This window comes from Teichococcus vastitatis (assembly GCF_003604215.1).
In the GTDB taxonomy this organism is placed as follows: Bacteria; Pseudomonadota; Alphaproteobacteria; order Acetobacterales; family Acetobacteraceae; genus Pseudoroseomonas; species Pseudoroseomonas vastitatis.
Genome location: NZ_QXGS01000008.1, coordinates 1 through 18,431, shown reverse-complemented (window position 1 = coordinate 18,431; position 18,431 = coordinate 1). Strand labels below are relative to the sequence as shown.

The 18,431-nt window shown below is 69.0% G+C and carries 18 protein-coding genes and 1 pseudogene; 16 read left to right on the top strand and 3 right to left on the bottom strand.

What is annotated here, in order from left to right; genetic code table 11:
- Positions 1–4 precede the first annotated feature (4 nt).
- Positions 5–436 (bottom strand): tripartite tricarboxylate transporter TctB family protein, encoded by a 432-nt coding sequence (locus D2K64_RS12290; protein WP_120008667.1) that lies wholly within the window; start codon positions 434–436, stop codon positions 5–7.
- Entirely contained in the window at positions 433–1,431 is a 999-nt protein-coding gene (locus tag D2K64_RS12285) for a Bug family tripartite tricarboxylate transporter substrate binding protein (RefSeq protein WP_120008666.1), read from the bottom strand. Before D2K64_RS12285 ends, D2K64_RS12290 begins: the two co-directional genes overlap by 4 nt.
- 243 nt (positions 1,432–1,674) lie before the next feature.
- Here D2K64_RS12285 and D2K64_RS12280 point away from each other — a divergent pair, with 243 nt between their 5' ends.
- The 12 genes from D2K64_RS12280 (at position 1,675) to D2K64_RS12225 (ending at position 14,095) form a co-directional block, all read left to right on the top strand.
- The gene (locus D2K64_RS12280; protein ID WP_162306185.1) at positions 1,675–2,466 is read left to right on the top strand and encodes an IclR family transcriptional regulator; all 792 of its coding nucleotides are present in this window, start codon (positions 1,675–1,677) and stop codon (positions 2,464–2,466) included.
- Between the two features lie 365 nt (positions 2,467–2,831).
- The gene (locus tag D2K64_RS12275; RefSeq protein WP_202910643.1) at positions 2,832–3,698 is read left to right on the top strand and encodes a PhnD/SsuA/transferrin family substrate-binding protein; all 867 of its coding nucleotides are present in this window, start codon (positions 2,832–2,834) and stop codon (positions 3,696–3,698) included.
- Entirely contained in the window at positions 3,695–4,513 is an 819-nt protein-coding gene (locus D2K64_RS12270) for a phosphonate ABC transporter ATP-binding protein (RefSeq protein ID WP_120008663.1), read from the top strand. Before D2K64_RS12275 ends, D2K64_RS12270 begins: the two co-directional genes overlap by 4 nt.
- Positions 4,497–5,309, top strand: a complete 813-nt coding sequence (phnE, locus tag D2K64_RS12265) for a phosphonate ABC transporter, permease protein PhnE (protein ID WP_120008662.1) — start codon at positions 4,497–4,499, stop codon at positions 5,307–5,309. Before D2K64_RS12270 ends, phnE begins: the two co-directional genes overlap by 17 nt.
- Positions 5,310–5,332: 23 nt before the next feature.
- Entirely contained in the window at positions 5,333–6,010 is a 678-nt protein-coding gene (locus D2K64_RS12260; protein WP_120008661.1) for a class I SAM-dependent methyltransferase, read from the top strand.
- A 17-nt stretch (positions 6,011–6,027) separates the two neighbouring features.
- Entirely contained in the window at positions 6,028–6,711 is a 684-nt protein-coding gene (locus D2K64_RS12255) for a GntR family transcriptional regulator (protein WP_157985825.1), read from the top strand.
- Positions 6,712–7,120: 409 nt separating this feature from the next.
- Entirely contained in the window at positions 7,121–8,650 is a 1,530-nt protein-coding gene (gene pehA, locus D2K64_RS12250) for a phosphoric/sulfuric ester hydrolase PehA (RefSeq protein WP_120008659.1), read from the top strand.
- Positions 8,647–10,284, top strand: coding sequence for an ABC transporter substrate-binding protein (locus D2K64_RS12245; RefSeq protein WP_120008658.1), 1,638 nt, complete (start codon positions 8,647–8,649; stop codon positions 10,282–10,284). Before pehA ends, D2K64_RS12245 begins: the two co-directional genes overlap by 4 nt.
- Before the next feature lie 3 nt (positions 10,285–10,287).
- Positions 10,288–11,280, top strand: a complete 993-nt coding sequence (locus tag D2K64_RS12240; protein ID WP_120008657.1) for an ABC transporter ATP-binding protein — start codon at positions 10,288–10,290, stop codon at positions 11,278–11,280.
- On the top strand, positions 11,277–12,278 hold the full coding sequence (locus tag D2K64_RS12235; protein WP_120008656.1) for an ABC transporter ATP-binding protein: 1,002 nt from the start codon (positions 11,277–11,279) through the stop codon (positions 12,276–12,278). Before D2K64_RS12240 ends, D2K64_RS12235 begins: the two co-directional genes overlap by 4 nt.
- Entirely contained in the window at positions 12,279–13,211 is a 933-nt protein-coding gene (locus tag D2K64_RS12230) for an ABC transporter permease (protein ID WP_120008655.1), read from the top strand.
- A complete protein-coding gene (locus tag D2K64_RS12225) occupies positions 13,211–14,095 on the top strand; it encodes an ABC transporter permease (RefSeq protein ID WP_120008654.1) in 885 nt (294 codons plus the stop codon). Before D2K64_RS12230 ends, D2K64_RS12225 begins: the two co-directional genes overlap by 1 nt.
- Before the next feature lie 132 nt (positions 14,096–14,227).
- On the opposite strand, the pseudogene D2K64_RS25500 reads toward D2K64_RS12225, so the two are convergent.
- Positions 14,228–14,461 (bottom strand): annotated as a pseudogene (locus tag D2K64_RS25500) (DUF6428 family protein); the annotation flags it as partial.
- Positions 14,462–14,671: 210 nt separating this feature from the next.
- Here D2K64_RS25500 and D2K64_RS12215 point away from each other — a divergent pair.
- The 4 genes from D2K64_RS12215 to D2K64_RS12195 all read left to right on the top strand — a co-directional run.
- The gene (locus tag D2K64_RS12215) at positions 14,672–15,028 is read left to right on the top strand and encodes an ArsR/SmtB family transcription factor (RefSeq protein ID WP_120008653.1); all 357 of its coding nucleotides are present in this window, start codon (positions 14,672–14,674) and stop codon (positions 15,026–15,028) included.
- 286 nt (positions 15,029–15,314) lie between these two features.
- Positions 15,315–16,568, top strand: coding sequence for a chromate efflux transporter (gene chrA, locus D2K64_RS12205; protein ID WP_120008651.1), 1,254 nt, complete (start codon positions 15,315–15,317; stop codon positions 16,566–16,568).
- Positions 16,565–17,752, top strand: coding sequence for an MFS transporter (locus D2K64_RS12200; RefSeq protein ID WP_238384156.1), 1,188 nt, complete (start codon positions 16,565–16,567; stop codon positions 17,750–17,752). Before chrA ends, D2K64_RS12200 begins: the two co-directional genes overlap by 4 nt.
- A gap of 362 nt (positions 17,753–18,114) precedes the next feature.
- The coding region (locus D2K64_RS12195; protein WP_157985824.1) for a hypothetical protein at positions 18,115–18,431 on the top strand (317 nt) is incomplete at its 3' end.

The window sequence follows — 18,431 nt, the reverse complement described above, 5'->3', positions numbered from 1 at the left end:
GGCCCTATCCCCCGAATGCGAGGCCGGGCGGCAGCGGAATGCCCAGGAACCAGTCGAACAGCGCAAAGAAGCCGAGGCTGCTGACCACGCCGCCCAGCAGCGCCTGCGGCAGCCGCGCGCCCAGCATCGCGGTGAGGCAGGCCACCATCACCAGCGTGGCCAGGATGAAGCCCAGAGGCTGCAGCAACAGCGCATAGGCCACCAGCGCCACCACGGTGGCCAGCTGCGAGAGCAGGTAGCGTCCGGTCGACCATTCGGGATCGGGATCGGGGCGCAGCACCAGGTAAAGGCCGAGCAGTCCGACCGGCGGGGCCAGGATTTCGGGAAACAGCGCGGGGCCCATCGGGTCGCCGAAATCCACGGCGTAGGACCGCGCCTCCCAGCTGTACCAGCCGGCGAAGAGCGCCAGCAGCACGCCCACGATCCGGTCACTCATGAGATGATGCCGATGTCCTGCGACAGGCTGCGCAGCTCGGTCACCATGTTCGCCACGAAGCGCTCGAAATCCGGCCCGGAGCGCCAGATGGGCTGCAGGCCGGAGCGGCGTGCGGCCTCCTTCCACCCCTCGCTGTCATAAACCTGCTTCAGCCCGGCGATCATGGCGTTGTAGTGCTCGTCACTGACGCGGCCGCCGGTGTAGAAGCCCCGCCAGTTCAGCCCCACCACGTCGTAGCCCTGTTCCCGGGCGGTGGGGATGTTGGCGAAGCTGCCGGCCAGCCGCGCCTCGGCCATGGCACCCAGCACGCGGATCTGCCCGGCCTCGACGAAGCCGGCGATCTCCGCCAGGTCGGTGGAGACGACCTCGACATGGCCGCCCAGCATCTGCGTCACCGCCGGCCCGCCGCCATCATAGTGGATCCAGCGGAACCGCTTGAGATCGGCCGAGGGAATGCCGGCCTTCTGCGCCAGCAGCAGCAGGCGCAGGTGGTCGTAGCCGCCGAGGCTACTGGAGCCGCCGGTGACGATGCCGCCGGGATCGGCCTTCAACGCGTCGAGGAAGTCGCCCAGCGTCTTGAAGCGGGAATCGGCGCGGACCAGGATCACCCCCGTATCCGCCCCCAGCATGGCCAGCCAGCGGACGCGGTCCACATCGCCCGGATAGCGGCGTTGCGCGATCTGCGTCAGTCCCACCGTGCTGGTGGCGACGAAGAGGTTGTTGTCGGCGGCGCGGCGGCTGGTGACGTTGGCGAAGGCGACGGCCCCCACCGCCCCCGGCATGTTCGACACCTGCACCGGCTGGCTGACGACCTTCAGCTCCTGCATCAGCCGCCCCACGGTGCGGCAGGTGAAATCCCAGCCTCCGCCCGGCGCGGAGGGCGCCAGGCATTCGGGCCGCGGCCCCACAAAGGCTGCGGCCGGCCGCGCGCCGGCCAGTCCGGCGAGGCCCAGCATTCCCGCGGCGAGTGCCCGCCTGCCAGCAATGATCTCCATGCGGCGCGTCCTTTCTTTCCTGTGCCGCGAAGCCATGCCTGCCAGCCATATCCGGAACGCGATGGCTCCGGAGCGAGGTGGCGTCGAGGCATGGAAGCGGGCCGGTCGTCGCGAGCCCGCATCCTCGGCGGCGGTGTTTCCCCAGTTCGTCGTCACAGGCTCTGCGGCCCGCTTTACAGTCCGGCAACAGCGTCCTATCCAGCAGGACGATTGTTCCAATTTCGCAGGTTCGGACGCTCCGCCATGGCTGTCAAGTCATTGTCGACCCCGCACGATCTCGCGCCGCGGCCCTCCACCGCGGAGGTGGCAGGCATTGCGGCGGTGGACCGGGCGCTGCGCGTCCTCCAAGCCTTCGGTGAGGGGGATCGCGGCCTGACGCTGGGGGAGCTTTCCCGCCGCACCGGCCTCTACAAGAGCGCGCTCTCCCGCATCATGGCGACGCTGATCCAGCACCGCTTCGCGCTGCGGCACGAGGACGGGCGCTATGGCCTCGGCCCTGCGCTCCATCGCCTCGGCGGGCTCTACGAACGCTCCGTCGACCTGAACGGTGCCCTTTCACCCGCTTTGCAGGCGCTGGCGCAGGAAACCGGGGAAAGCGCTTCCTTCTACATCCGCCAGGGTGATCGGCGGCTGTGCCTGATGCGTGTGGACGGCCGGCGGCAGGTGCGCGACCATATTCCGATAGGCTCACTGCTGCCGCTCGACCGCGGGGCGGCCGGACGCGTCCTGACTGCCTTCGCCACGGATGGAGATCATCCGCCGGGATCTGCCGCCGTCGCCACCACGATCGGCGAGCGCGACCCCGAACTGGCAGCGGTTGCTGCGCCGGTGTTCGGCGCGGCGCAGCGGCTGATCGGGGCGCTGTGTGTTGCGGGCACGGCAACGCGCTTTTCGGAAGCAGAGCGGCTGAGCAGCATTGAAGATCTGGTGTTGCGGGAAGCAACCCGCCTGACCCTGGTGCTGGGCGGCGATGCGACTGTCTTCTCCCGGGGCGGAGCGAACAGCGCGAAGCGTCGGGACAGGCGGCAGGCCTGATCAGCCGGCCCTGCGGGTCGATGGCAGCGAGGCGAGCCTGACAGGACCGGCCACTCTGCGATGGCAACGAAGCCGCGCGGATCCGTCACCCCCAGGGCCGCCGCTGACCGGAAGCCTTGCCTGGCTTTACCGCTGCGGCGGCGAAAAATCTTCGGATCTTCAACCTGGAGGCACAAGCTTGTCCCTTCCGTGCTCCGGGGTATCGCGATCGCCCGTCCTGAAGCACCGCCTGATCCCGATGACGGAGGCGCCGTGGATGGCAGCGATGTCACGCATCTGTCCAGTGGCGGTCATCAATGCGTTATGGGCCATGCCCTAGACGGACCTGTACCTACAGGTCAGAGGCTCCAATGATTCGCAAGCTCATGATCGCCGGTCTGCTGGCGACGGCGACGCTGTTCCTTCCCCGCGCCGAGGCGCAGACGCTGAAGCTCGCCGTCACCGACGTGGAGGGGCTGGAGCGCCTGCAGACCGACTGGGGCCCCTTCCGCGACCGGCTGCAGCAGGCAACGGGCTTCACTTTCGACTTCTTCCCCGTCAGCAGCCGTACCGCCGCCGCCGAGGCGCTGCGCGCACGCCGCGTCGATCTGGTGATCACCGGCCCGGCCGAGTACGTCGTCATCAACAAGATGACGAATGCGACCGCCCTGATCGGACTCAGCCGTCCCGACTATTTCTGTGCCTTGGTGGTGCGCGCGGATTCCCCGGTCATCCGCCCGGCCGACCTGCGCGGCAAGAAGGTGGCGATGGACGACATCGGCTCCACCTCCGGCCATCTCTGCCCGTCGCAGCTGCTGGCTGACTACGGCGTTGATCCGCAGAAGGAGCTGGGCGGGATCGCCCACACCTCCCGCAATGTCGCGCACGAGGCTCTGAAGCGTGGCGACGTCGCGGCCATCGGCGTCAACTACAACAGCTGGATCAACAGCGCGCGCAGCAAGGACCGGTCCGTTCCGGCCGGCTATTTCCGCGTCATCGCTCGCTCCGGCGACCTGCCGAACGACGTCCTGCTGGCGGGGGCGCATGTCGATGCCAAGACCATCGCCCGGCTGCGCGAGGCGATGATCGAGAACAAGCAGGCGATCGCCGAGGCCATCGTCTCAGCGGGGGGCGAGAACGAGAAGTATCGCGGCCTCGACCTCGTGGCGATCGAGGATGCTGCGTATAATCGCGTGCGGCAGATGTATGCCACCATCGGTCGGCCACAGTTTTCCGAATTCGTCGGCAAATGAGCGCATCGCTCGCTGAGCGCACGGAGCCGGTGGCGATCCCGCCGCCGGTCCTGGACAACGTGCCCGTTCCGGATGATGTGGTGGTGCGGAACCTCAGCATCGCCTATGGCGCCGCGGCGCCAGTGCTGCGCGGCGTCAGCTTCGCCGTGCGCCGCGGCGAAACCGTGGCACTGATCGGCGCCAACGGTGCCGGCAAGTCAACCTTGCTGAAGGCCTGCCTGGGGCTGGTGCCGCCGGGCGCGGGCGAGGTCCAGGTTCTTGAACAGGTGTTCGGAGGCCGTGCGCTCCGCCGGTCCGGACCCCGGGAGGCCCTGCGGACGATCGGCTTCGTGGCGCAGAAGCACAATCTGGTGCTCCGCCTGTCAGTGCTGAGCAATGTGCTGCATGGCTTCCTGGCGCAGCATCCCGGCCCACGGTGCTGGCTGCAGGCCACAGCGCCGGCCGCGCTGCGGCAGCGCGCGCTGCAGGTCCTGGACCGTGTCGGCCTGGCTCACCTGGCGGCGCGCCGGGCGGATACCCTCTCGGGTGGCCAGCAGCAACGGGTGGCCATTGCCCGCGCCCTGGTCAACGCACCACGGCTGATCTTTGCCGATGAGCCGGCCGCCAGCCTCGACCCGGCCGTGGGCGAGGAGGTCATGCAGATCTTCACCCGCACCAGCCGCGAAACCGGCACGACGCTGATCTTCACCACCCACCACCTGGATCATGCCCGCCGTCACGCCCAGCGCGTGCTGGGACTGAAGGCGGGCATGTTGGTCATCGACGCACCGGTCGACCGACTGCAGCGGGAGGAGTTGCATGGCTTCTACGACTGAACCGGTCATCGCCGGCATGCCGCGCCGGATCGAGCGTCCTTCGGCGCTGGGCTTCATCGGCTATGCCGTGGCCCTCGCGGTCCTGGTCTGGGCCTTCGGCGGCTCGGGCTGGTCGATGACCGAACTGGTGCGCGGGATTCCTTCGCTCGGTGACTTCTTGCTGCGCGCCTGGCCTCCGCGCATCGAGCGGCTCGATAGCCTGTTCCGCGCCCTGGTCGAGACCTTCCAGATGGCGCTGGTGGGCACATTGGTGGGCGCGGTGCTCTCGCTGCCGCTGGCCATCGCCGCGGCTCGCGGCCTGATCGGCAGCCGCGTGCTCGCGGCAGCCGCCCGCGGGCTGGTGGCCTTCTTCCGCACCGTGCCGGACCTGATCTGGGCCCTGCTTTTCGTGATCGCCGTGGGCCTCGGCCCCTTTGCCGGCACACTGGCCATCGTCGTCGACACCATCGGCTTCTGCGCCCGCTTCTTTGCCGAGGCGCTGGAGGATGTCGACCGCGGGCCGATGGAGGCGCTGAGCGCGCAGGGCGTGCGCCGGAGCGACAGCATCTTCTGCACCTTGATGCCGGCCGCCATGCCCGCCTTTATCACCACCGCCATGTTCGCGGTGGAGAAATCCACCCGCTCCTCCGTCATCCTGGGCTTGGTGGGGGCCGGCGGCATCGGGTTGGAACTGAAGGTGGCGATGGACCTGTTCGACTATCCCACCGCTGCCACCATCCTGCTGATGATCTTCGCCCTGGTAGTCGCCGTGGAACAGGCCGGTGCCTGGGCACGCCGGCGCGTCCTGGGCGGCTGAACCGCCCCGATTGGAGAGCCCCGATGAAGACCGACACCGCCCACCTGGCCTGGGACCAGCGCTGGGCCACGCCCGAGCGGCACAATGAATGGGCGACGCCGGAGCCCGACGTGCGCGCCGTCGCCGAACGCCTGGCGCAGGAGGCACCCGACGGCGCGCGGCCCCGCGTGCTCGACCTCGGCTGCGGCATCGGCCGCCATGCGCTGCTCTTCGCGCGGCTGGGCTTCCACACCGCCGCAACCGATCTGGCCGAGGCAGGCCTTGGCGAGTTGCGGCGCATCGCCGATGCCGAAGGGCTCTCGATCGAGGCCCATGTGGCACCGATGACGAAGCTGCCCTTCCCGGATGGCTGTTTTGACCATGTGCTGTCGTTCAACGTGATCTACCACGGCGACGGCCAGGTGGTGCGCGCCGCGATCGCCGAGATCCGCCGCGTGCTGCGCCCGGGCGGCACCTATCAAGGCACGATGCTGTCGAAGCGCAATGCAGGCTACGGCCTCGGCACCGCCGTCGCTCCGGACACCTATGTCCGCGAGGAGGACATGGCGGAGCATGATGCCGACAAGGTGCATCCGCATTTCTACTGCAACGCGCGGGACCTGATCGGCCTGTTCGAAGGCTTTGAGCTGCTGCGCCTGGAGGACCAACGGCATGAGAAGCCCGGGTCCTGGCATTGGCACATGCTGGCGGAGCGGCTGTGACGCAGCAGTGGCGCCTCATGCACGTCATCCTCGCTGACGAACTCGCCAGCGGGGAGTGGCGCCCGGGCGAACGCCTACCCTCGGAGCATGATCTGGCGGAACGGTTCCAGGTCAGCCGCAACACGGTGAGGCGGGCCCTGCTGGCACTGTCGCAGGAGGGCCGCGTCCGCATCGTCAACGGCCGCGGCAGCTTCGCCATGCCCAGCAACATCGTCTACGAGGTCGATGCCGGATCACGCCTGCATGAGACGCTGGCGCGACTTGGCGCGGAACCGACGGTGCGCTTCCTGGAAGGGCGCGTGCGGGCCGCCGATGCGCGGCTCGCAGCGCTTCTGGAGAGGCCCGAAGGCAGCCCCGTCGTCGAGATCGTCAGCCTGCTGTTCAGCCGCGACCTGCCGCTGGTATTGTCGCACCGCCATCTTCCTGCGGAGCTGGTTCCTGATCTGGTGGAGCGGTTCCGGGACGATCCTTCCATCACCCGCATCCTGGCCGCGGCCGGGCTGGGCCGCCTGCGACGCGAATCCACCACCGTGAGTTCCCGCCCACCCAGCGTGGCCGAGGCTGAGGCGCTGATGATGCCGGCCAACGCGGCATTGCTGATGGCGGAAGGCCTCGGCCGCCTCGGGGATGGCCGCATGGCGGAGGTCAATCTGTCCATGGTCCCGGCACATCTGGTGCATTTCAGGTTTCGCAGCGGCTGATTCCGGCAATCGCGCCGGCAGACACGGCTTCACGCGTTGTCAGCTCCGCTCCGTCCTTGCGACCAGGCGATGATCGCTGCCGGTCGTCTCCGTGCATCGAGGCGAGTGCCATCATCCCGAAACGCGATCATCGTTCAACTGTCGCATGGCTGAAGCACGGGCGTTCGTGAGCCAGGCAGGCTCAGCCAAGGCCGCATGCGGCCACTGGATGAACTCTCGTGGATGGTTACTCCGAATCCGTTATCGTTGATCAGCAAACGGACCTCTTTGAACCCCAGTCAGATCCGCTCATCTTGAAAGCAGGCCTCGCAATCTTTGTCACCAGATTGCCACCCTACGGTCATCCACACATCACTGCGCAAGCATTAAGCGGAGCGCTGCCACGGTGTTCGGAGCAGACGGAACCATCATGCGTCGCAAGAATGTCCTGTTAATCGTTGTGGATCAGTGGCGCGCGGATTTCGTGCCGGTGCTGGGGGCGGGCTTCCTCCGCACGCCCAATCTGGATCGCCTCTGCCGTGAAGGCGTCACCTTCCGCAACCACGTGACCAATGCGGTTCCCTGCGGCCCGGCGCGCGCCAGCCTGCTGACCGGCCTATACCTGATGAACCACCGGGCGGTGCAGAACACCGTGCCGCTGGATTCGCGCCACATGAACCTGGGCAAGGCGCTGCGGCAGGTGGGCTATGATCCGGCCCTGATCGGCTACACCACCTCCACCCCCGACCCGCGCAGCACCGCCACGCGCGACCCGCGCTTCACCACGCTGGGCGACCTGATGGAGGGCTTCCGCGCCGTGGGCGCCTTTGAGCCCAGCATGGACGGCTATTTCGGCTGGCTGGCGCAGAAGGGTTATGTCCTGCCCGAGAAGCGCGAGGATATCTGGCTGCCCGAAGGCGAGCGCAGCGTGCCGGGCGCCACCGACCGCCCCTGCCGCATCCCGGCCGAGCTGTCGGACACCGCCTACTTCACCGAGCGGGCGCTGACCTACCTGAAGGGCAAGGGCGACAGGCCCTGGTTCCTCCACCTCGGCTATTACCGCCCGCACCCGCCCTTCATCGCTCCGGCGCCCTACAACACCATGTACAGCCCGGCAGAGATGCCGGCCCTGCGGCGCCGCGCCACCTGGCAGGAAGAAGCGGCGCAGCATCCGCTGCTGGATTTCTATCTGCGCGGCATCAGCCAGGGCTCCTTCTTCCACGGCGCCGGCGGCGCGGCGAGCGAGCTGGATGAGGCCGCCATCCGCACCATGCGCGCGACCTATGCCGGCCTCATCACCGAGGTGGATGACGCGCTCGGAAAGGTCTTCGAGTATCTCGACGAGACGGGGCAGTGGGATGACACCATGATCATCTTCACTTCCGACCATGGCGAGCAGCTCGGCGACCATTACCTGCTCGGCAAGATCGGCTTCCATGATGAGAGCTTCCGCATCCCGCTGGTGGTGAAGGACCCGCAGGCGCCGCAACGCGCCGGCGTCATCGAGCCCGCCTTCACCGAGAGCGTGGATGTGCTGCCCACCATCCTCGACTGGCTCGGCGGCGCCGCGCCCCGCGCCTGCGACGGCCGCTCCCTGCTGCCGCTGATGCAGCAGGGCCGCCCCGAGGATTGGCGGGACCATCTCTTCTACGAATATGATTTCCGCGACGTACACTACTCTAAGCCCGAGACGGCACTCGGCCTTGACAAGGATGATTGCTCGCTCTGCGTCGTGCAGGACGAGCGGTGGAAATACGTTCACTTCTCCGGCCTGCCGCCATTGCTCTTCGACCTGCAGCGCGACCCGCAGCAATTCGAGAACCTCGCCTCCGATCCCGCTCATGCCGCGGTGGTCGCCGAATACGCGCAGAAGGCGCTGTCGCACCGCATGCGGCACGCGGAGCGTACCCTGACCCATTTCCGTGCCACGCCCGGTGGCCTTGAGGAGCGCACGCCATGATGACGCACCGCCGTTCCCTTCTGCTCGGCGCCGGTGGCGCGCTGGGGCTGTCCACCCTGCCCCGCTTCGCCATCGCGCAGGGCGACAACCGCCCGAGCATCGCCATCGCGGTGCAGAAGATCAGCAACAGCAACACGCTCGAAGTGCTGCGCGAGCAGTCGAATGTCGGCGAGCGCGTGCTGTTCTCCTCGCTGTGGGAAGGGCTGATCGGGCGAGACTGGCTGGGCGGCCTCGGCGCCGTGCCGGAGCTGGCCACCGAGTGGAAGCGCATCAGCGACCAGGTGGTGGAGCTCAAGCTGCGCCCCGGCGTGAAGTTCCACAATGGCGACGAGATGACCGCCGAGGACGTGGTCTTCAGCTTCGGCCCCGAGCGCATGTTCGGCGACACCAACCCGACGGCGCAGGGCCGCACCATCAGCGTCTCGGGCGATCGCATCCCGACCCGCGCCGGGCGCGACCTGCCGGCCGAGGTGCCCGCCGTGGCGCGCCGGTCCTGGCCGGCGCTGGAGCGCGTCGAGATCGTCGACAAGCACACCGTGCGCTTCCACAACGCCACGCCGGACGTGACGCTGGAAGGCCGCCTGTCCCGCTATGGCAGCCAGATCATCAGCAAGCGCGGCTACATCGAGGCCGAGACCTGGTTCGAATGGGCGCGCAAGCCCATCCTCACCGGCCCCTACAAGGTGGCCGAGTTCCGCCCCGACCAGGTGCTGCGCCTGGTCGCGCACGATGAGTACTGGGGCGGCCGACCGCCGCTGAGGGAGATCCGCTTCATCGAGGTGCCGGAGGTCTCGGCGCGCATCAACATGCTGCGCTCGGGCGAGGTGCAGTTCGCCTGTGACATCCCGCCCGATCAGATCGAAGGCGTCGAGGGCGACCGCCGCTTCGAGGTGCAGGGCGGCACCATCCTCAACCACCGCCTGACCTGCTTCGACAAGAACCACCCGCAGCTCGTCGATCCACGCGTGCGCCGCGCCTTCACCCATGCCATCGACCGGCAGGCGATCGTGGACAGCCTGTGGTCCGGCCGCACCGTGGTGCCGAAGGGCCTGCAATGGGAATATTACGGCGACATGTTCGTCGCCGACTGGGCCGTTCCGAACTACGATCCGGCCGAGGCGCAGCGCCTGCTCAAGGAAGCCGGCTACAAGGGCGACCCGATCCCCTACCGCCTGCTCAACAACTATTACACCAACCAGACGCCCACGGCGCAGGTGCTGGTGGAGATGTGGAAGCAGGTCGGCCTCAACGTGCAGATCGAGATGAAGGAGAACTGGTCGCAGCTCCTGTCGCGCGAGCCGGGCCGCGCGGTGCGCGACTGGTCGAACAGCGCGCCGTTCAACGATCCCGTCTCCTCCATCGTCAACCAGCACGGGCCGAACGGCCAGCAGCAGCAGGTGGGCGAATGGAGCAACGAGGAGATGAACCGCATCTCCGTCGAGCTGGAAACCAGCACAGATCGCGCCCGCCGCAAGCAAGTGTTCCGCCGCATGCTGGAGATCTGCGAGCGCGAGGACCCCGCCTACACGGTGCTGCACCAGAACGCGACCTTCACCGCCAAGCGGCGCGACATCGGTTGGAAGGCCGCCCCCGCCTTCGCGATGGATTTCCGCGCCGGCAACTGGAAGGGCTGAGGCATGGTGGAACCCCTCGTCGCGATCCGTGGCCTTTCCGTCAGCTTCGACGGGCTGCCGGCGCTGCGCGGCGTCGACCTCACCGTCGGGCGGGGCGAGGCCGTGGCGCTCGTAGGCGAATCCGGCTGCGGCAAGTCGGTCACCTGGCTGGCGGCCCTCGGGCTGCTGCCGGCCAAGGCGAGGGTTTCCGGCAGCGTGACGCTGGAGGGCACCGAGCTGATCGGTGCCCCGCCCGCCGTGCTGGACCGCGTCCGGGGCGGCAGGATCGCCATGATCTTCCAGGACCCAGCCAGCAGCCTGAACCCGGTGCACCGCATCGGCCGGCAGATCGCCGAGGCGCTGCGACTGCACCGGGGCCTCGATGGCCGCGCCGCGCGCGAGGAGGCGCGCCGCCTGCTCGATCAGGTCGGCATGCCGGATGCGCGCCGGCGGCTGGATGCCTTTCCGCACGAGTTGTCCGGCGGGCAGAACCAGCGCGTGATGATCGCCATGGCGCTGGCCGGCCGGCCGGAGATGCTGGTGGCGGATGAGCCGACCACGGCGCTGGACGTCACCATCCAGGCCCAGATCCTGGAGTTGCTCGCGGAGATCCGGCGGGACACCGGCATGGCGCTGGTGCTGGTCAGCCACGATCTCGGCGTCGTCGCGGAAACCTGCGAGCGGGTCTGCGTGATGTATGCCGGCCGCATCGTCGAGGAAACCGCGGCGGACAAGCTGTTCACCGGCCCTGCCCATCCCTACGCGCAAGGGCTGCTGGCCGCGCTGCCGCCGATGACGGGGCCGCGCCGGCCGCTGGCCGCCATTCCCGGCGGCGTGCCGGAGCCCTGGGCCATGCCGCGCGGCTGCGCCTTCGCCCCGCGCTGTCCACGCCGTGCCGAGGCCTGCGAGGCGGCGCCGCCGCCCCTGGCCGAGGTGGCCCCCGCGCACCGCGCCGCCTGCCTTTATCCCGGCGCCGCCGCGGTGGTTTCCCCTGTGCCCGCGATGGTGCCGGCATGAGCGCGTTGCTGAAGGCCGAGGGGCTGGTCCGCCGCTATGAGATGCGGCGTGGCTGGTTCGGCCGGCCGGTGGAGGTGCGGGCGTTGGACGGCGTTTCCCTCACGCTGGAGCATGGGCGCACCCTGGGGCTGGTGGGTGAATCCGGCTGCGGCAAATCCACCACCGGCCGGCTGGTGCTGGGGCTGGAAACACCGGATGAGGGCCGCGTCACCTTCGAGGAGCAGCCCCTTCCCGCCCCTGGCACCGCCGAATGGCGCCGGCTGCGGTCGCGGATGCAGATGGTCTACCAGGACCCGCTGGGCGCCATGGACCGGCGCCTGAGCATCGGCGCGCAGGTGGCCGAGCCGTGGAAGATTCATGGCCGCCAAACCTCGCCCGAGCAGGTGGCGGCGCTGCTGCGCAGCGTCGGGCTGCGGCCGGACCATGCGGCGCACTACCCGCACGAGCTTTCGGGCGGCCAGCGGCAGCGCGCCGTGCTGGCCCGCGCCCTGGCCACCGATCCCGCGCTGCTGGTCTGTGACGAGCCGATCAGCGCGCTCGACGTCTCGATCCAGGCGCAGGTGATGAACCTGCTGTCCGAGATCCAGGCGGAACGCGGCGTGGCGCTGCTGTTCATCAGCCACGATCTTCGCGCCGTGCGGCAGATGAGCCACCGCGTGGCGGTGATGTATCTCGGCCGCATCGTGGAGGAGGGCGAGCCGGATGCCGTGCTGCACGACCCTGCCCACCCCTATGCCCGGGCGCTGGTGTCGGCCATCCCGCACCCGCAGCGGCGCGGCCGCCGCATCGTGCTGCAGGGCGACCCTCCCAATCCGGCGGCGCGGCCCGCGGGCTGCGCCTTTCATCCGCGCTGCCCGGTGGCCAGCGCCCGCTGCGCCGCGGAGATCCCCGTCCTGAAGCCCCGCGCCGATGGCCGGCTGGTGGCCTGCCACGTGGCGCATGGCGAGATCCCGGCCGGCAGCGGCCTTCCCGCACCCACCCTTGCCAAGGCCGCTTGAATGCTGCGCTTCCTCAGCCTCCGCCTCGGGCGTTCCCTGCTGACGCTGGTGCTGGTGGTCACCTTCGCCTTTGTTGTGCTGCGCCTGTCGGGCGACCCCGCCCTGCTGATCATGTCGGCCGATGCACCGCCGGAGGCGATCGCCGCCTTCCGCCGCGCCTGGGGCCTCGATGATCCGCTCTGGGTGCAGTATGTCCGCTACTTCGGCGCCATCTTCCAGGGCGACCTCGGCAACTCCATGCGCGACGGGCGCAGCGCCATCAGCCTGGTGGGCGAGCGCATCCCCGCCACCCTGGCGCTCACCGTGCCGGCGTTGCTGATCAAGCTCTGCCTCGGCATTCCTGCGGGGGTTTATGCCGCCCTGCACCGCAACTCCCTGGCCGACCGGGCGGTGATGCTGCTGGCCGTGGCCGGCTTCACCGTGCCCTCCTTCGTGCTGGGGCTGCTGCTGGTGCTGCTGTTCGCCGTGCAACTCGGCTGGTTGCCCTCGGGCGGGCAGGAAAGCTGGCGCCATGCCATCCTTCCCGTCATCACCCTCGGCCTCGGCGGCGCCGCGGTGCTGGCACGCTTCACACGCTCCGCCATGCTGGAGGTGCTGGGCCAGCCCTACATGCGCACGGCGCTCGCCAAGGGCGTGCCCTGGGGCGTGGCGGTGCGCGGCCATGCCCTGCCCAACGCCGCCATCCCCACCGTGACCATCGTGGGCTTCATGATCGGCAGTCTGCTGGCCGGCGCGGTGGTGGTGGAGAGCGTGTTCTCCTGGCCCGGCGTCGGGCGGCTGCTGGTGGTGGCCGTCGCCAACCGCGACCTCGCGGTGGTGCAGGCCATCCTGCTGCTGGTCGCCGCCACCATGATCACCGCCAACCTGGTGGTCGACCTGCTGTATGGCGTGCTGGACCCGCGGCTGCGGAACGGCATGCGGGGAACCGCCTGATGTCCGACGCCACGATGAACACCGCCCCGGCGCAGGCCGTGTTGCCGCCGAGGCGGAAGCAGGCGGGCCTTCCGCCGCTGGTGGTCTTCGCCCTCGTCTGGATCGCACTGATGCTGGGCGTGGCGCTGCTGGCGGAATGGATCACGCCCTACTCCATCACAGCGCTGGACCTACGCAGCCGGCTCGCGCCGCCCGCCTTCATGGGCGGCACATGGGCGCACCCGCTGGGAACCGATGAACTGGGGCGGGACGTGCTGAGCCGCCTCATCGTTTCCATCCGCATCTCGCTGTTGATCGCCTTCGGCGCGGCGCTGCTGTCGGCCGTGATCGGCGTGACCATGGGCTTCCTGGCCGCGCATTTTCGCGGATTGGTGGAGCAGGCGGTGCTGGCGCTGGTCGATTTCCAGGCCGCCATGCCCTTCCTGATCCTGGCGCTGTCCGTGCTGGCCTTTCTTGGCAATTCGCTGGCACTGTTCGTTTGCCTGCTCGGGCTGCACGGGTGGGAGCGCTACGCGCGCATCGCCCGGGGCCTGGCGGTCAGCGCCGGCGCGCAAGGATATGCCGCGGCGGTGAAACAGCTCGGCGCCACACCCTGGCGGATCTATGGCCACCATGTGCTGCCCAATATCGCCTCCACCCTGATCGTCTCGATGACGCTGGCCTTCCCCGAGATCATCCTGCTGGAAAGCGGCCTCTCCTTCCTGGGCCTGGGCGTGCAGCCGCCACAGACTTCGCTCGGCAACATGGTGGGCTACGGGCGGGAGTACCTGACGCGGGCGCCCTGGATCCTGCTTTCCCCCTCGGCGGTGATCGTGCTCACCACCCTCTCCGTCAGCCTGCTCGGCGATTGGCTGCGGGACCGGCTGGACCCCACCCTGCGCTGAGGCCGACCAGCACGCCGGCGCAGCAACAACCCCGCGCCGGCGCGCAGCCGGCGGGGGTGACGTCGGCCGCCAGCGGTGCCTCAGCTTGCAGATGGCGGATCTGGGCGCGAGTTCGACCGCGACGCTGCTGGCCTCGATGCGGAGGGCTTCAACATCGAAGATCTGCATGGGGTGGCCGGGCGGACGGACCTCGAAGGTCAGCCGGCTTTCGGCCTGCAGGCTGATCTGGGTAGCCACCTTCTCCAGGGTAACGTGGAACTTGCCGACCTCCATGGGGTCCGGCTTCTTGGGCGTGGCCAGCCGATCCTCAACCTGCAGGATGGTTTTCTGCCAGGCGTCCGGATGGCCGCCGCAATCGGGGGTCACGAAGGAGCCCGCCTTCACCTCGGTGACGTAATAGCCGGGCTGGGTCCGCCGCCCGGCATAGGCGATCACCAGTCGTCGCGCGATAAGGCCTCAGGGCGTCGAGCCCGGCGCCCAGCGAGGCGCCGCCGCGGAAGCCGGCGATGAGAGGCTGGGCGGGCGCGTTCATCATGGTCCCTTTCACCTCAACATATCTTGAGATATTGATGTGAGATGAACGAAACGCAAGCGCTCGACGCGCTCGGCGCCCTCGCGCAGGAAACCCGCCTGCGGATCGTGCGCCTGCTGGTGACAGCGGGTCCGGACGGCATGGCGGCCGGGACGATCGGTGAGGCCATGGGCGCGACCTCCTCGCGCCTGTCCTTCCACCTCACCCATTTGGAGGCGGCCGGGCTGGTCCGGTCGCGCCGCAAAGGGCGGTCGATCCGCTACTCGGCCGTCTATGACGCGCTCTCCGGCCTCATCGCTTTCCTGATGCGCGATTGCTGCCAGGGTCACCCGAAGGTCTGCACCCCGGCGGTGGCCGCGCTCTCGATCCCGGCCTGCCTGCCTTCGGAACCCGTGGAATGACGGTCACGACCCCCCGCAACTTGGCCTGCGGAATGGTTCGCCGCCCCAGCGAGAGGATCAGATCGATGGCGGCCGCACCCTGCCCGGCGATGGTTTCCGCGTGGCCGCGCCTGACCGGTGGCGAGGCCTCCTTCGGGTTGGATCAGGTGGCGCTGGGGCGCGGCCACCGGCGGGCGGCGCGATCACCGACGCCGGCCGGGCGCGACCCGGTCATTCCCTCCGCCGCTGACGCGATCACAGGCGCGTGCCCGGCACCCGATCGGCAACAAGGCTCACGGATCAACACATGACCATGCCTCCCCACCCCGCGGCGCAGTCCGGCAAGGCAGGCGAGACACCCGCGCGCAGGTCCTTCCTGGAGGTTCTGCTGATCTTTCTCCGGCTCGGCCTGACCTCGTTCGGCGGGCCTGTGGCGCATATCGGCTATTTCCGCGAGGAATTCGTCATGCGTCGTCATTGGCTGGACGAGAAGGGCTACGCCGATCTCGTGGCCCTCGGGCAGTTCCTGCCGGGGCCGGCCAGCAGTCAGGTCGGCTTCGCGCTCGGCGTTCTGCGCGGCGGCCTGCCGGGTGGCGCGGCGGCCTGGCTGGGCTTCACCCTGCCTTCCGCGCTCGTGATGCTGCTGGCGGCCTACGGCGTCGACGCCTTGACGGTCGGAACCGGCGCGGGAATGGTGCATGGGCTCAAGCTGGTGGCGGTTGCCGTCGTGGCGCAGGCGGTCTGGGGCATGGCGAACAGCCTGTGCCCGGACCGGCCGCGGACCACCCTGGCCATCCTGGCCACGGTCGCGCTCCTGGTCCTGCCTTCGGCATTCACCCAGCTGGGCGTTCTCCTGGCCGGCGCGGCTGTCGGCCTGTTGTTGTACCGCACGGAGCCGGCACCAGGGACTGACAACGTCCTTCCCTTCCGGGTGCCGCAGACCGCGGCGCTGCTCGCACTGGCGCTGTTTCCCGTTCTGCTGATCGGCTTGCCGCTGCTGGCCGCCACAACCGGCTCGCATGCCGCAGCGACCGCCGAAGCGTTCTACCGCGCCGGTTCGCTGGTCTTCGGCGGCGGCCATGTGGTGCTGCCGCTGCTCGAGCGCGCCATGGTGCCGACCGGCTGGATCTCGGCGGATGGCTTCCTCGCGGGCTACGGGATCGCGCAGGCGGTGCCCGGCCCGCTCTTCACCTTCGCTGCTTTCCTGGGCGCGGCGCAGCTCCTTTGGCCGAACGGCGTGCTGGGCAGCCTGCTCGCCCTCGTCGCGGTGTTCCTGCCGGGCATCCTGCTGATGTACGGCATGCTTCCGTTCTGGAACACGCTGAGGCGGCGCCCGGCGGCCAGGGCCGCGCTGACGGGGGTGAACGCCGCGGTGGTCGGCATCCTCCTGGCGGCGCTGTTCGACCCGATCTGGATCTCGACGGTCCGCAACCCTGTCGATTTCGCCATCGCACTGCTGGCCTTCGCCGCGCTGGTGCTGTGGCGGATCCCGGTATGGCTGGTTGTTGTGGTGACGGCCGTGGCGGGACTGTTGTCCACCATGGCGGCAAGCGGCCTGTGACGCGAACAACGGATCTGGTGCGACACCGGGGGAGGGTCACCGTCACCCTCGGCATCACGCAGACCCTCGCATGGGGTTCGACCTACTACCTGCCGGCCGTCTTCGCGGATCCGGTCTGCGAGGCCTTGGGCCTGTCGCGTGCCTGGTTCTTCGGCATCTTTTCCGGCGCGCTGCTGCTCTCCGGCCTGGTCGGGCCGGCTGCCGGGCGGCTCATCGACACCTATGGCGGTCGGGACGTGCTGGCGGCCTCCAACCTCGTTTTCGCGGCCGGTCTGGCACTGCTGGCTGCCGCGTCTGGGCCCCTGACGCTGGCGCTGGCCTGGGGAGTGCTCGGCGTCGGCATGGGTTTCGGGCTCTACGAGGCCGCCTTCGCAACGGTGACCGGCCTCTACGGGCGCGAGGCCCGCAACGCGATCACGGGGATCACCCTCTTCGCCGGCTTCGCCAGCACGGTGGGCTGGCCGGCCAGCGCCTTTCTGATCGAGGCTCTGGGGTGGCGGGAGGCCTGCCTGGTCTGGGCCGCCCTGCACCTGGTGGTGGCCCTGCCGCTGAATCGGTTCCTGATCGCCCAGGCGCCGCCACCCGCGCTGGTCGCGGCCCCGAAGGAGGCGGCGGTGGGCGGTGTGCCCTGGACCATGATCATCCTGGCGGCCGTTTTCGCCGCCACCGCCTTCGTGTCCGCGGCCATGGCTGCCCACATGCCGCGCCTCATCGAGGCCCTGGGCGCGACGCCCACTGCCGCGATCTTCGCGGCATCCCTGGTCGGGCCGGCGCAGGTCGCGGCCCGCGTGGCGGAGTTCACCCTGCTTCGGAAGGCGTCGCCGCTCATCACGGCCCAACTCGCTGCCGGCCTGCATCCCATCGGGGCGATGCTGCTGGCCTTCCTGGGACCGCTCGCGGCCGTGCCCTTCGTGCTGCTGCACGGCGCCGGCAACGGCCTCCTGACGATTGCACGAGGGACGCTGCCGCTCGCCCTTTTCGGGCCCGCCGGCTACGGCCTGAGGATGGGGCTGCTCGCGGCCCCCGCGCGCCTGTTGCAAGGCGGAGCGCCGCTCCTGTTCACGCTGGTGCTCGATGCGGACGGGCCCTACGCCGCGCTGTTGCTGTCCGGCAGCCTCACGGGAGTGTCGCTGCTCGCGCTTCTCGCGCTGAAGTCCCGGATACGCGATCCGAATGCGGCATGACGGATCAACGGCATGGAAATTCCTTTACGCCTCATCACGTCCGCCGCCCTGATCGGGTGGTTGCTGCATGCGAAGCCGTGGAAATGCCGCCTCCTCCACACGCCGATCGTTTCGCGATCACACCAAAGTTCGTTTTGATTTTCGTAATCTCATGGTTGTTCAAGCGAAATGGTAAAGGGATCTTCGACATGAACAGGATGGACACGCCTTCAGCCTCGCCGAAGGATCAGGATGGGCTTGGTCCGGAGCACCGGCACGCCTAGGCCAGAGCCTGCATTACCTTGATGATCTTCGTGGCCTGCTGATGTTTCTGGACATTCCGTACCATGTCGCCCGCGCCTCCTTGACGCAGGAGGAGTGGATTGTTCAAGGCCCTGCTGCTGCTGTCCGGCTTCGCCTCGTTGAGTGCCGTTGTTCTGTTGACGCTGCTGGATCTCAACTCCGCCTTCAGCGGCATGCTGGTTCTGGCGCGCACGGCTGCGTACCTGCCCGTGTTCCTTTGCGGCTGCGCGCTGACGCTGCGGCCTGACTGGATGCAGCGGTTCACCACGGTCCACCCCGGCCTGTGGGCGGCCGGGCTCTGCCTGGCCGGGCTGCTGGCTGCCATCCAGTGGCGCGACGAGGATATCTACCGCGTCGGCACCTTCTTCCTGATGCCCATCGTGGGCATCCTCGCGGC

Excerpts from the sequence above, each read along its gene's own strand:
- D2K64_RS12290 (WP_120008667.1), bottom strand. The coding sequence starts at position 436 with ATGAGTGACCGGATCGTGGGCGTGCTGCTGGCGCTCTTCGCCGGCTGG.
- D2K64_RS12285 (WP_120008666.1), bottom strand. The coding sequence starts at position 1,431 with ATGGAGATCATTGCTGGCAGGCGGGCACTCGCCGCGGGAATGCTGGGC.
- D2K64_RS12280 (WP_162306185.1), top strand. The coding sequence starts at position 1,675 with ATGGCTGTCAAGTCATTGTCGACCCCGCACGATCTCGCGCCGCGGCCC.
- D2K64_RS12275 (WP_202910643.1), top strand. The coding sequence starts at position 2,832 with ATGATCGCCGGTCTGCTGGCGACGGCGACGCTGTTCCTTCCCCGCGCC.
- D2K64_RS12270 (WP_120008663.1), top strand. The coding sequence starts at position 3,695 with ATGAGCGCATCGCTCGCTGAGCGCACGGAGCCGGTGGCGATCCCGCCG.
- phnE (WP_120008662.1), top strand. The coding sequence starts at position 4,497 with ATGGCTTCTACGACTGAACCGGTCATCGCCGGCATGCCGCGCCGGATC.
- D2K64_RS12260 (WP_120008661.1), top strand. The coding sequence starts at position 5,333 with ATGAAGACCGACACCGCCCACCTGGCCTGGGACCAGCGCTGGGCCACG.
- D2K64_RS12255 (WP_157985825.1), top strand. The coding sequence starts at position 6,028 with ATGCACGTCATCCTCGCTGACGAACTCGCCAGCGGGGAGTGGCGCCCG.
- pehA (WP_120008659.1), top strand. The coding sequence starts at position 7,121 with ATGCGTCGCAAGAATGTCCTGTTAATCGTTGTGGATCAGTGGCGCGCG.
- D2K64_RS12245 (WP_120008658.1), top strand. The coding sequence starts at position 8,647 with ATGATGACGCACCGCCGTTCCCTTCTGCTCGGCGCCGGTGGCGCGCTG.
- D2K64_RS12240 (WP_120008657.1), top strand. The coding sequence starts at position 10,288 with ATGGTGGAACCCCTCGTCGCGATCCGTGGCCTTTCCGTCAGCTTCGAC.
- D2K64_RS12235 (WP_120008656.1), top strand. The coding sequence starts at position 11,277 with ATGAGCGCGTTGCTGAAGGCCGAGGGGCTGGTCCGCCGCTATGAGATG.
- D2K64_RS12230 (WP_120008655.1), top strand. The coding sequence starts at position 12,279 with ATGCTGCGCTTCCTCAGCCTCCGCCTCGGGCGTTCCCTGCTGACGCTG.
- D2K64_RS12225 (WP_120008654.1), top strand. The coding sequence starts at position 13,211 with ATGTCCGACGCCACGATGAACACCGCCCCGGCGCAGGCCGTGTTGCCG.
- D2K64_RS12215 (WP_120008653.1), top strand. The coding sequence starts at position 14,672 with ATGAACGAAACGCAAGCGCTCGACGCGCTCGGCGCCCTCGCGCAGGAA.
- chrA (WP_120008651.1), top strand. The coding sequence starts at position 15,315 with ATGACCATGCCTCCCCACCCCGCGGCGCAGTCCGGCAAGGCAGGCGAG.